3 protein-coding genes are annotated in these 13,881 nt (G+C 67.1%); 2 read left to right on the top strand and 1 reads right to left on the bottom strand.

The window, feature by feature from the left end; translation table 11 throughout:
- Positions 1-101: 101 nt before the first annotated feature.
- Positions 102-4,970, bottom strand: coding sequence for an FG-GAP-like repeat-containing protein (locus tag ABZ374_RS32140; protein WP_360317748.1), 4,869 nt, complete (start codon positions 4,968-4,970; stop codon positions 102-104).
- 888 nt (positions 4,971-5,858) lie between these two features.
- Between ABZ374_RS32140 and ABZ374_RS32145 the strand changes: the two genes are divergently transcribed.
- Positions 5,859-12,956 carry an RHS repeat-associated core domain-containing protein gene (locus ABZ374_RS32145; RefSeq protein ID WP_360317751.1) on the top strand — a complete coding sequence of 2,366 codons (7,098 nt, stop codon included), beginning with the start codon at positions 5,859-5,861 and terminating at the stop codon, positions 12,954-12,956.
- 161 nt (positions 12,957-13,117) lie between these two features.
- The gene (locus ABZ374_RS32150) at positions 13,118-13,867 is read left to right on the top strand and encodes a hypothetical protein (protein ID WP_360317754.1); all 750 of its coding nucleotides are present in this window, start codon (positions 13,118-13,120) and stop codon (positions 13,865-13,867) included.
- The last annotated feature ends 14 nt before the right edge of the window (positions 13,868-13,881 follow it).

The following is a 13,881-nucleotide window of genomic DNA, read 5'->3' on the forward strand; positions in this document are numbered from 1 at the left end:
AATGCGCGAACAGCCCCGCCCGGCCGAGGGATCTCGGCCGGGCGGGGCTGCTTCGTCATGGTCGGGAACGCCCTCGGGGTGTCCGTCGGGCGGGTGCGCGGCTACCAGAAGCCGGGTGCCGCCTGCCACGCGTCGTTGGGGCTGTCGAAGCCGCCGTCGGTGCGCGCGGTGAACAGGAACGCCGTGGTGGCGCCGTTTTGGTAGTTGTACATGATCGAGATGTCGTCGCGACCGTCGGCGTTCTGGTCACCGGTCACCGGCAGGCCGGCGCTGATGCCCCACCACCCGCCTTCGGCCGTGTCCCACGACTTCACGTCGGCCTGGAGGCCGCCGCTGCCGTCGGGCTTGCCGAGGAAGGTGAACAGCGCGGAGTGGCCGTTGCCGTAGTCGTACATCGCCGCGGCGTCGGCCTTGCCGTCGCCGTTGTAGTCGCCGCTGGTGAGCTTGACCCGGGACCAGTCCCAGTTGCCGGGGTCGGTGCGCCAGGATTCGAACGGGACGTCGAAGCCGCCGTCCGGCCGGGCGAGGATGGTGTGGAAGGCGACGGCGCCGCTGTAGTAGCCGTACATGCCCGCGATGTCGTCGCGGCCGTCGCCGTTGTAGTCGCCCACGACGTACTTGGCGCTGTTCCAGTACCAGTTGCCGGGGTTCGAGCGCCAACTCGCGAACGAATCGTTGAAGGTGCCGTCCGGCTTGGCGATCCACGTGTAGGCGCCGGTCGAGCCGCCGCCGTGGTCGTAGAGCATGGCGGTGTCGTCGCGGCCGTCGCCGTTGAAGTCGCCGGCGAGGAAGACGGCCTTGCTCCAGTCCCAGTTGCCCGGGCCCACATAGGCGCTGTCGACACCGTCGGCGAAGGTGCCGTCGGGCTTGGCGAGGAAGGTGAACAGCCGGTTGCTGCCGTCCCCGTAGCCGTAGAGGCCGGCCACGTCGTCGCGGCCGTCGCCGTTGAAGTCGCCGGTGACCCACTTGGTGCTCTCGTAGCGCATCCAGCCGACATGCGCGGTCCAGGCGTTGAACGGCGCGTTGTAGCCGCCCCCCGGCCGGGCGATCAGGGTGTGGAAGGCGCTGGTGTCGTTGCCGTAGTTGTAGACGGTGAGCAGGTCGGCCCGCCCGTCGCCGTTGAAGTCGCCCGACAGGTCGGTGCGCAGGTCGGCGGTGCGGTCCTCCGGGTGGTGGTCGACGTAGGCACCGGTGGTCGGGTTCAGCCGGATGTAGCCGCCCTGGAAGCTGACCCGGCGGTCGCCGTTGTGGACGGTGAACTCGTCGGTCACGGGGTAGCCGAGGTAGCCCTGCTCCCACTGGAGCGAGGCCCACTTGGCGCGGATCGGGCCGCGCACGGACCAGGCTTCACCGGTGCCGGCGTTCCAGTAGATCGAGGCGCTGTTGCCGCTCTCGGAGAGCTTGCGGAAATGGTTGTAGCGGCCGGTGTTGCCGGGCACTGCGGATTCGTCCGTGGTCGGGAAGCCGAGCTCGGCCGGACCACCGAGGGCGAGGTACTTCTCGTAGATGCCGCCGTGGATGGACCAGGTGCCCAGTTCCGGCGTCGAGTAGATCGCGCCGTAACCACCGCTGCCCTTGAAGGTGGCGACCTGCGCCGAGCCGATGCCGATCGTGTGATCGTCGTCGGTGGGGTAGCCCATTTCACCGGTTTCCCAGCCGAGCGCCTCCCACTTGTCGCGAATCGGGCCGGACACCGACTTGGCCCCGGTGGTCGAGTGCCAATAGATCGACCAGTACGTGCCGTTGGGCCGCTTGAGGTGGGCGTAGCGGCCGACCAGGTCGGGGGCGACCTTCATGTCGGCGACCGGATAGCCGCGGGTGGCCGCGTCGGCGGCGCGGTACTTGGTCAGCACCGGGCCACACAGTTGGAACGCGGCGCCGCCGGCGGGGCCGAAGGACTCGCATTCCGACCAGGGGGTGCCCGGCGCGACCGAGCGGGCGGCGCCGAACGCGGAGCCGCCGGTCAGGGCGCGGCCCGGGAACTCGACGATCTTGCCGGTCGGGTCCTGCGCCCACAGGTCGGCGAAGCCGTCCTTCTCGTAGTCCCCGTCGGAGGAGACGAGTTCGTAGGCATCGCCGGTGAAGCCGCTGCCGATCGAGGTGGTGCGCACGGCCGGGTCGGCGTAGACGGTCAGGTCCAGCTCGGTCGGGTTGCCGTCCGTGGCGCTGTCGGTGGTCTTGCGCCGGCTGGTGTACTGGTGGATCTTGCCGGTGTTCTTGTCCCGGGCCCAGATCTCCGGCAGGCCGTCGGCGTTCAGGTCGCCCGGGGCGATCAGGGTCATGTTCGCCCAGTCGGCATTGCCCAGGGAAATCGCGTCGAAGCGCTGGTCCAGGGTCCCGGCCGGGTTGCCGAGGTAGAGCCAGAGGTTGGCTCCCTCCTGCACCAGCAGGTCGGGGTAGTCGGTCGCGTCGATGTCGTTCGGCGTGGCGCTGTCGTCGTTGACGCTGTTGATCACCAGGATCTGGCTGGCCGCGCCCCAATGGTCGTTGGTGTCGGGCTTTTTGACCCTGAGTGTGATGCGCGTGCTGTCACTCGGCTCCAGCGAACCGTCGCCGCGTCCGCGATACACGTAGAGCCGTTTGCGCTCGTTGTCCGGGGCCTGTTGCAGCGCGACCAGATCCTCGTAGTAGTCCGCGTTCCAGGTGCCACGGTGCGCGAGGGAGACGGTTCCGGCGAAGGGGCCGCCGCCGGCCGACACGGGCGAGCCGAAGGTGCCGTCACCCTGGCCCGGACGCGCGTCCACGCCTTTGGTGGTCGCGTTGAGGTTCCACAGGTCGACGTTGCCGTCGCCGTTGAGGTCGCCCGGCTTGTCCCGGTCGGGGGAACGCTTGGCGTAGTACAGGTGGTTCCGCACGTCGGAGAGGTTGCCCGCGATGTCGACGCTGCGCACGTAGAGATGGTTGGGGCCGGTGATGGTCGGCTTGAAGGTGATGCTCGCCGGGCCGCCCTGGCCGGCCGCGGCGACCTCGCGGACCATCGGGTCGCTGTCGGTCCACCACCGGTACTTCACGATGTCGGTGACGCCGTTGGCGGTGAAATTGAAGGTGCCGGTGGTGCGGACCGGGGTCGGGTTGTCCGGGTTGTTCGCGGGGAACTCCGCCGAGGAGACGTTGGGCAGCTCGCTGGGCCGGTTGCGGTCGACGGTGAACAGGCACTGGCCGGCCCACCGGCTGTCGACGAAGCCGTCGGACACCCGGACATCCCAGCGGTAGGTGCCGTCCAGTGCGGTGGCGTCGATCTCGGCGGCGGCGATGGTGCCGCGGCTGACACCGCGCTTGATCACGGTCGGGCCGGTGTTCGCGCCGTCCTTCCAATAGTGGAATTCGGCCGTGAGGTTGTTGTCCTCGGCGTCGTCCACCCGGGCGTAGAGCGTGACCCGGTCCGTGGTGCCGATGACGCCGCCGGCGCAGGGGGTGGAGGGGTCGGTCGTCCGGTCCGACGGGGTGGCCGGCGGGGTGTTGTACTCGGTGCTGATCACCGTCGCGTCCGGCGCGAACGTGCGCCAGGACACGTCGACCGTGTCGTAGCGGGACTTCAGGCCGAGGGTCCAGGAATTCCAGTGACTGCGCGCGGCCTCGTCGACGGCCGAGGTCACGTTGACCTCGATCTTCTTCTCGTTGCCCCCGGGGCAGTTACGGCCACCGTAGGACTCGTCGACGCTGCCGACCATGCGGTCCCAGCTCGGCTGGTTGTTCCACGTGGTCTGCTTCGAGATGCTCGCGGTGTCCCAGACTTCGAGTTCGCCCGACTTGCAGTCCCACGCGCCGGGGCGGATCTGTTCGAGGCTCAGCACCGACTTGATGATCTGCTTGTCCCACAGGTCGGACATGCCGACCTGGAAGAATGTCTTGGCGCAGACGACCGCGTTGCCCAAGTCGCCGTCCCTGGAACAACCCACCCGCCCATACTTCTTCGGCATCGTGCCGCCGTTCCAGTAACTGGTGGAGGCGGAGCCGGCGATGGCGTTGTGCTTGTAGGCGAGGGTCCAGGCGAACTTCCAGTCGTCGCGCCAGACCGGGTCGATGACGACCGGGAACTTGGTGTCGGCGGCCGTCAACAGGCCCTGGTCGGGGGTGAGTTCGAGGGTCTTGCCGGTGAGCTTGACGCCGAGATCGGCGTGCTTGGCACCGGGGTCGAAGCCGTCGGTGGGGTCGGCGGGGGGATCGTTCTCGGGCGTGATCGCCGCCGAGGTACGGGCTTCGGCGGGGGCCTGGGCGGTCGCCGGCGGCGGATCGTTTCGGCCGGCCGCCCACATCTGCGGCTTGGGCGCGGTGAACACGGCCTGGCCGGTGGGGTCGAGGGCGCGCAGTTCGCCGGCCGTGCCCTCGACGATGTTCAGTCCGGTGGCGTCCAGGCCGAACTTCAGCGTGGCCAGGGCGGGATTCTTGGCCGCCTCCGGGGTCTTGACCACGACGTAGTGGGCGAAGTCGTCCACGTTGGCGACGACCTTGAGGTCGACGCCGGGCAGTACCTCGGGGTAGGTCGCGGAGTCGCCCTCGACCACGGGCTTGGGCAGCGCGGTCGGCCAGGACAGCGCGATCCTGCGGCCGCCCTTGGTGAGTTCGGCCAGCGGGCCGTTGCCGCCCGGGGAGAAGGTCAGGCCCATCATCGCGGCCTTGGGCGCGAGGCGACCACCCTGGACGGGGGCCAGGGTGTCGTCGGCCGGGACCAGGGTGCCGCCGCGCCATACCCGCACCGGGCGGGTCGCGCTCTCCAGGGTGAACGTGCCGCTCGGGTTGGCCCAGACCTGGTCGGTCTCGGTACGGAGCGCGACGACCTCGACGCGTTGGCCGCTCTGCTTGGCCTTGGCGGACGCGGCCGTGCGCTCGTCGGCCTGCTTCTCGGCCTCGGTGCGGGTGTCGGCCGGGGTCGTCTTGTCGGTGGGGGCGACCTGCGGCATGGGCGCGCCGGTCGCCGGTACGGCGGTGATCAGCCCGGCGGACAGGGCCGCCGCGATCACCCAGACCACAGCTTTTCGCCGCGGGTGACCCGCGGGGCGTGCGGGTCGTATCGATGAATTCATGCTGCTTTCCGGGGTCGGAGTGGGGGTTGACGATGCGACCCGGCCGGACGCGGGGAGCGAGCCGATCGGATCGCGGGCCGCCCGGCGCGCAGTGGGCCGGACGGGGGCTTGGTGGGGGACCGTCGGGGACGGTCGGGGGTCGGGGCGATGCGCGTTCGTCGCGGTGGCCGAATTCGATTGCTCGGAGGTCGGGCACCGCGGGCTCGAGTGCGGATCGCCGGCGCGCACGCGGGGTGTGCGGGCACCGGTGTCCGGCCGGCCGAGGTGTGCCGAATGGTGTCCGAATTGACCGGGATCGAAGTGTCCGATAATGCCCCGGTAATCGACCGTGGCTCCATATTCCGGATCGGACGGGCCGTATCCGATACGCGTCTTGTCGATGAATTCATAGTGGCTTCCGCAGACGATGGGAGCGGCTGTATTGGAGCGTCCCGGCGCGGAAGCATTGCGGCCGTCCCGTGCCGTGTGTGGCTGAATTCGCACCACTGGCAGGGGTGCAAATCGGCGCACTTTCCGTGAGTTGTAGCAGGTCAGCGCGGCTCTTGGCGAGTAGTGGCGGAGTATTCGGGCATACTTGCCAAACGGTTGGTATCGCAATTTAAACCCGAATCGATGTCCATCCCCGCTTCAGGCGTTTGGCATCAATTTCCGCGACTTGAACATTGATAAAGTCGCCAAACCGCTTCGCCTACTGCTAGGTTGCGCCGCCAGTATTGGGTGACGTGGGCCTCGGGGGATTCCGCGTCGAATCTCTCGGGTGGGGCTGTGTTTTCACGGAAAACCCGTGCCATGCGCACGGCGATAAGACGTACCTGGCGATGGCCGGTACCCCTGATGGCAATCGTGCTGGTGGGCTCCGGCCTGACCGCGGTGCCGGCGGCGGCGGCAGAAACGGTTGCCCGCCCACAACTGCCCGACCTGCAAAAACTCACCAAGGTCCCGGGTGAGCGCCTGTCGACGGCCAAGGCCCCCGTGCCGCCCGCCGAGTCGCAGGTCAACGCCTGGAAGGGCGCGCCGGCGGTGAACTGGCCCGCCGCGGGCTCCGCCGAGGTCGAACTGCCGCGCCCGGCGGCCAAGTCCGACGCCCGCGCCGCCGCCACCGCGCCGGCCGAGGCCAAGGCCGGCTCGCTGCCGATCAAGCTGAGCACACCCCCGGCCCCGGAGTCGGCCGCCCGCTCGGCGCAGGCCGCCGCGGACACCGCCCCGGTCAAGGTCAAGGTCGACCTGTTCGACCGGCCGACCGCGAACAAGGCCGGCGTCGGCAACGGGCTGTTGCTCGGGGTCCGGCGCACCGACGGCGGCACCGGCGTCGCACCGGTGGGTGTCGAGCTGGACTACACCGCGTTCAAGAACGCGTACGGCGGCGGCTGGGGCTCGCGGCTTCAATTCAGCCTGCTCCCCGAATGTGTCCTCACCACCCCGGAGCTGGCGCAGTGTCAGACCCGGACGCCGGTCGCGATGAAGAACGACGCGGACACCGGCAAGCTCACCGCGACGGTGGCACCGGCCGCGACCGGTCAGGGCGTTGCGGCCAAGGGCGCGAGCGCGGGCGGGCAGGGCATGCTGCTCGCCGCGCAGCCGACCGCCGACGGCGCCAACGGCACCTACAAGGCGACCTCGCTGAGCGCGTCCGGTTCGTGGCAGGCGGGCGGGGCCGCGGGTGACTTCTCCTGGTCGTACCCGCTGGAACTGCCCGGCTCGCTCGGCGGCCCGAGCCCCTCGCTCGCGCTGGGCTACTCCTCGGCGAGCATCGACGGCCGTACCTCGGCCTCGCTCCAGCAGACCTCGTGGGTCGGCGACGGCTGGGACCTGGGCTCGAACTTCATCGAGCGCACCTGGGTCCCGTGCAGCCAGGACAAGAAGGAAGGCTCCGGGTTCAACAACCCGACGGACGACACCGGCGACCTGTGCCACGGCGCGCCGATGATGACGATGTCGCTCAACGGCGGGTCCACCCCGCTGGTGCGCGACGACGCGTCCGGCGTCTGGCGGCCCGCGAAGGACGACGGCTCGCGGATCGAGCTGATCACCGGTGCGCAGGACCTGAACGGGGACAAGGAGGGCGTGCACTGGCGGGTGACCAACGCGCAGGGCGTGCAGTTCAACTTCGGCCTCAACAAGGTCCCCGGCTGGCAGCCCGGCAAGCCCGTCACCAACTCGGCGTGGCTGGTGCCGATCTACAACAACCAGCCCGGCGAGCCGTGCTACCAGCCGGACTTCGCGAACTCGGCCTGTGACCGGGCCTGGCGGTGGAACCTCGACTACGTCGTGGACCCGCGCGGCAACGCCATGACGTATTGGTACAACAAGGAGGTCAACCACTACGGCGCGAACTTCAAGTTCGCCGGTGGTTCGACCAACCGGGCCTACGACCGCGGTGGTTGGCTCGACCACGTCTCGTACGGCCTGCGCAGCGACAACCTGTTCACCAACGCGCCGTCCCAGGTGGACTTCACGGTGGCCGAGCGCTGCCTGACCTCGCCGACGTTCGACTGCGCCGAGGACAAGCTCAAGCCCGAGGTCGACTGGAACATCGCCAAGATGTGGCCGGACACCCCCGGTGACCAGCTCTGCGCGGCGAACGAGGAGTGCAAGGCGCGGTTCACCCCGACGTTCTTCACCCGCAAGCGACTGACCGAGATCAACACCAAGGTCTGGACCGGCACGGCCTACCAGCCGGTGGACACCTGGGCGCTGACCCAGGACTTCCCGCAGAACGGCGACGGCACCGACTACGCGCTGTGGCTCGCGTCGATCCAGCGCACCGGCAAGAACGGCACGCCGATCACGCTGCCGCCGGTGACCTTCCGCGGCAAGCAACTGGCGAACCGGGTGGACCGGGACGGCGACGGCCGCCCGGCGTACCGGCGTTATCGCATCGAGAACATCGACACCGAGACCGGTTCGATCATCTCGGTGCGCTTCAAGGACACCGAGTGCTCCTCGGTGGCACCGGTCAAGCTGCCGACGGCGGCGGAGTCCAACGGGCTGCGCTGTTACCCGGTGATCCAGGAGATCCCGGACCCGACCGATCCGGACCGCAAGCGCAAGCTCTACGTCACGGACTACTTCCACAAGCACGTGGTGGACCGGGTCCAGGAGCAGGACGCGATGGCGAACTCGCCGACGCGGGTGACGTCCTACGAGTACCTGGGCGCGCCGGCGTGGGCGTACGACGAGGACAACGAGCTCACCGAGCCGAAGACGCGCACGTGGTCGCAGTGGCGCGGCTACGAGCGGGTGCGCACCTTCATCGGGCAGGACCCGGACCGGCGTACCCAGACCGAGACGTTGTTCTTCCGGGGCCTGGACGGCGACCGGGCGTCGCCGACGACCGCGGCTCGGCGGACGGTCAAGGTCAAGGACTCCGAGAACGGCGAGATCGTCGACCACAAGCTCTTCGCGGGTCAGACGCGCGAGGTGCTGGTCTACGACGGCGAGGGCGGCGCGCTTCAGGCGGCGACGACGTACACGCCGTGGGTGTCGAATCCGACGGCGACTCGGGTGCGGCCGAACGAAACGCCGCCGTTGCAGGCGTTCGTGCAGCAGACGACGAAGACGGCCTCGCGGGTGTTGTTGACGGACGGGCGCGGGTGGCGTCGGACGTCGACCGAAAGCACCCTCAACGCACGGGGCTTCATCGAGACGACGTCCTCGCTCGGGAACATCGACGACCCGAACGACGACTCGTGCACGCGCTACTGGTACGCGCCGGACGAGGCGCAGTGGATGGTCGACCGGCAGTCGCGGATCGAGTCGGTCGCGAAGGCGTGTGACGCGACGAACGTGCAGCGGCCGGAGGATGTCACCTCCGATGCGAAGATGTTCTACGACAACGCCGGCAACCTGGTGCGCACGGAGTCGCTTTCGGACTACGTGAACGGCCAGCCGACCTATGTCCTGGACGGCACGGCCACGTTCGACGTCTACGGTCGGCCGAAGTCGGTCACCGACGTGCTGGGCGCGGTCAACTCGACCGAGTACTTCCCGGCCGGCGGGCAGCTCGTCACCAAGACCACGGTCACGAACCCGGCGGGGCACACCCAGTCGGTCGAGACCGACCCCGGTCGCGGTGCGACGGTGGCCCAGGAGGACGCCAACAAGCGGCGCAGCGTGATGCGGTACGACTCGCTGGGTCGTCTGGTCAAGGTGTGGTCGCCGGACCGGAACCCGGATCGCAAGTCGCCGGATGCCGAGTTCTCGTACCTGGTCCGGCGTGACGGTCCCGTCGTCATCACCAACAAGAACCTGTTGGACGACGGCAGTTACCGCACCAGCTACGACATCTACGACGGCAGCCTGCGGATTCGGCAGACCCAGATGGAGGCGTTGGGCGGCGGTCGCATGGTGACCGACACCTTCTACAACAGCCTCGGCCAGATCTGGAAGTCCAACGGCGGCTACTACGCGGACGGTGCGCCCGAGGGTGCGATGTTCGCGCCGCTGGACAACATGGTCCCGGCGTCGACGATGACCGAGTACAACTCGACCGGTCAGCCGACGGTGCAGATCTCGCGCAAGTTCGGGATCGAGACCTCGCGGACGACGACCACCTACGGCGGCGATTTCGTCACGGTGGACCCGCCCACGGGCGAGACGCCGACGAAGGCAATCCTGGACGCGGTCGGTCGCAAGACGGAGTTGCAGTTCTTCAAGGGCGCCGATCCCAGCGGCGCGCACGACACCACGCGCTACAGCTACAACCGACGCGGGCAACTGTCGTCGGTGGTGGACGAGGCCGGCAACACGTGGGGCTTCGAGTACGACCTGCGGGGTCGTCAGGTCAAGGTGACGGACCCGGACAAGGGCACGTCGACGATGACCTACGGCGCGGGCGACCGGCTGGCGACGACGACGGACGCGCGGGGCAAGACGCTCGCGCCGGAGTACGACGTGTTGGGCCGGATCAAGGCGACCCACGAGGGCTCGATCACCGGTCCGAAGCTGACCGAGTCGGTGTTCGACACGCTGCCGAACGCACTTGGGCTGCCGGTCTCCTCGACGCGGTTCGTGAACGGGAACGCGTACAAGCAGGAGATCACGGGCTACGACACGGAGTACCGGCCCAAGGGCTCGAAGATCACCATCCCGCCGTCCGAGGGCCAGTTGGCGAAGACGTATGTCTTCGGCAGCACGTACACCGAGACGAATGGGCTGCCCGAGTTCAGTACCTTCCCGGCGGTTGCGGGTCTGCCGCTCGAAGATGTCTCGATGTCGTACAACCGGTACGAACTGCCCACGGTGATGGGCATCAACGGCGACACGTTCGTCGACCGGGTGGACTACTCGCCGCTGGGTGACGTGCTGCGTACGCATGCCGGGCCGGCGCCGAAGCAGGTGTGGTCGACGTACGAGTACGACGAGCAGACGCGGCGTCCGACCCGGACGGTGAACGACCGGGAGACCTCGCCGTCGCGGATCAACGACGCGCGGACCGAGTACGACGCGGTCGGCAACATCACCAAGATCACGGACGCCTTCGGGCCGAACCCGACGCCGTCCACGACGGACACCCAGTGCTTCGCGTACGACTACATGCGTCGGATGACGGATGCCTGGTCGGCGACCGACAATTGCCAGGCGAAGCCCGGTCAGGTCGGGCCCGGCGGGGGTCGGCCGAGCGTAGGTGGGCCGGACGCGTACTGGTCCTCCTACAGCTTCGACGCCGCGGGCAACCGCAAGACGGAGACGAAGCACGACCCGGCCGGTGTGGCGGGCCAGGACGTCAACCGGGTCTACACGTATGGGACTCAGGGTGCGGCCGGTGCCAACTACCTGAAGAAGGTGGACACCACCGGGCCGGGTGGAAGTCGGACCGAGTCGTATTCGTACGACGCGGCGGGGAACACGGCGACTCGGACGATCCAGGGTGACACGCAGAACCTGGAATGGGATGCCGAGGGTCGCGTCTCGAAGGTGACCGAGGGCGCGAAGGTCACGTCGTTCCTTTACGACGCGGGGGGTGAGCGGCTGATCAAGCGCGACCCGTCGGGGACGACCCTGTACCTGCCGGGGACCGAGGTTCAACTCAACCCCGCAGGCGACATCGTCAAGGGCACGCGGTACTACGCGCACCCGGCTGGGCCGACGCTGGTCAAGACGGTCGAGAACGGCCAGACCACCAGCTCGTACCTGATGGCCGATCAGAACGGCACCGCCAATATCGCGGTGGACGCGAACACCCAGGCGGTTACGCAACGTAAGTTCACCCCATTCGGTGATGTTCGCGGAGTCAAACCGTCCATCTGGCCCGGCAATCAGGGCTTCGTCGGCGGAACGAACGACGAGTCCACGGGCCTGGTGCATCTGGGCGCGCGTGAATACGACCCGGCGGTGGGGCGGTTCCTGTCCGTCGACCCGGTGGTTGACTACAGCGAGCCCAAGCAGATGAACGCGTACGCGTACGCGGCGAACTCCCCGGTGACCTTCAGCGACCCATCAGGCCTGGCGATCAGCATGCCGGTGGCGCCGATCCAGGACTACTCGGACGCCGAGTTGGCTTGGGCGCACTGGGCCAAGGGTCGCAGCCTGATCGACGTCGCGATGGAAGCCGCGATGTCGGCACTCAAGGACGCGTCCGGTTACAACGACATTCGTGCCTGCATCGGTGGTGACGGATGGGCATGCGCCAGTATCGCCGGAGACACCTTGGTGTCGTGGTTCACCGGCGGTGCAGGGAAGGCTAAACGCATCGCCAGGGCGCTGGATCGTGCTTGGGATGCATACCACGCGTGGGCCGGCAAGGTGCGAATCGCACTCGACATCATCGCCCGCGCCGAGCGCTACCAGCAGGCGCTCGCCAAGTACGCCGAGGACCTGGCGGCCTGGCAACGAGAACAGGAAGCAGCGGCAGCGGCAGCCAGAAAGCTGGAGGAGGAGGCAGCCGCAGCCAAGAAGGCCCAGGAAGAGGCAGCGGCGGCCCAGGCTAAACAGGCCGACGAGGCAGCCGCCTCGGCGGCCAAACAGGGTAAGGAATCCACAACCAAGGCAAAGAGTGCAGACGGCGACGGCAAAGCCTCGAAACCAAAGGAGACCAAGAAGGCAGCCGATAAACCCGCCGAGACGGACTCCTGCCCTGCGAATAGCTTCGTTCCGAGCACCCGGGTCTTGATGGCGGACGGCTCGGCGAAGCCGATAGAAGACATTCAACTTGGCGACGCAGTTCTGGCAGCCGACCCGGAGTCACAGCAGAATGGCTCGGAACCGGTCGCTGCACTGATCAAGGGCGAGGGTGTCAAGAACCTCGTTGAGATTACCGTCGATACGGATGGGAACGCCGGAACAGCAACGGAAAAGATCACCGCGACCGATGGCCATCCGTTCTGGCTGCCGGAAGTACAGGAGTGGACCCGCGCGGATCGAATTGTGCCCGGTGTTTGGCTCCGGACATCCGCTGGTACGTGGGTACAAGCAGTTTCGGTCAGGTCATGGACGGAAACACAGAGGGTCCTTAACCTCACGGTCTCCAACCTGCACACGTACTACGTGCTCGCAGGTGCCACTCCGGTCCTCGTTCATAATGCGATCTGTCGCACCGCGGACGAAGCCGCGCACCTCAGGGCGTCGGAGCAGGCAGCACGTTCCTCGAATCCTGGTAATTCGACGGATCCAGAAGGTGCAACGGGTGGAGTTCTCTGGATCAGGGGCCATGGAACGTTCGATCTGGTGTCGAGCAGCCCTTACCCTGGATACGTAGTGCCGCCCGGTGCCGTTCCTGGTTACGAAACGCATGTGGAAGCCCAGGCGGCTGCTTTGATGCGTAAATTCAGGGCAACGGAAGGACGGCTGATGATCAGTCATCCGAGGGGCGTTTGCCCGACGTGCGCAAGATCGCTGGACGATATGCTCCCGCAGAACGCGAACCTGGTAGTGAGATTTCAGAACAAGCGCAGATTCTTCCAGGGCGGCAAATTTGGTAGAGGGCCGGGATAGGGATTTGCTGCTCGCCGGCCGGTTCCCCTCTTTCCGGTCGGAAATTTTGCTTGATCGAATGATCGAGTAGTCTTTCTCCACATGAAGTCGAGGCCCCCTGACAGCTCGCGGCCGTGAACCCCTGGAGTTCCAGGGGGCCTCGCATGTGGCATGATTCGTAGATGATTGATGAACTGCCCGATCCGCGCACGTTCCTTGCAGAGGTCGATTGGGCCCGCCTGAGGCACGGTGGCGGGATGGCTTCTTCCAATACACCAGTCAAACTGGGCGGTCTGGTCTCCGGCAATTCCGCTGAAGTAGCGGCTGGCCTTGATCATCTTTGGGATGACCTGTTCCATCAGGGGTCTGTCTACCCTGCAACGGCTCATGCCGCGGTGTACGTTGCCGCCATTCTGGGTGATGCTGAAATCCGAGAACTCCTCGTGCCGGCCCAGGGGGAAGAAAAGTTTCCTCTTCGAGGAAGACTGCTGAATTGGCTAGCCGAGTTGGCTTATGCAGTCAGTCGTGAGGCAGAGATGAAGATCCGCGCGAGATTCGACGATAGTATGCTGAATTTTGAGCCGATTTTCGGTGGTGTTTGGGCCGTTCGTCCCATTCTATTTCAAGGTGTCTCCCCTTATTTTTCCGACATGAATCCGGATGTCCGGGAATCGGCGCTCCTTGCCGCGGTTCATCTTCTGGATGCCCCGGAGCTCGTCTTGCATCGGAGCAAGCTGGCTCCCTTGGTGCGGACCGTATTGGCTGCCAGTACCGATCGAGGCCATCGGTCCGCAGCAATAGCAGGTCTTGAGGCTTGGGGTGAGGACGTTGATTCGCTGCGCAGCGCTGCGGAACTGTCAGAAGAGGATGGCGACTCATGGAATAGTTTTTGGAACGCAGACAGAGGGTCTCTTGATGAGCCGCCATTTTAGCGGTAGTACGGAAA

Source organism: Embleya sp. NPDC005971, from assembly GCF_040629175.1.
Taxonomy (GTDB): Bacteria; Actinomycetota; Actinomycetes; order Streptomycetales; family Streptomycetaceae; genus Embleya.

What these genes read in the sequence shown, in the direction of transcription:
- ABZ374_RS32145 (WP_360317751.1), top strand. Translation starts at nt 5,859, where the DNA reads ATGGCAATCGTGCTGGTGGGCTCCGGCCTGACCGCGGTGCCGGCGGCG.
- ABZ374_RS32150 (WP_360317754.1), top strand. Translation starts at nt 13,118, where the DNA reads ATGATTGATGAACTGCCCGATCCGCGCACGTTCCTTGCAGAGGTCGAT.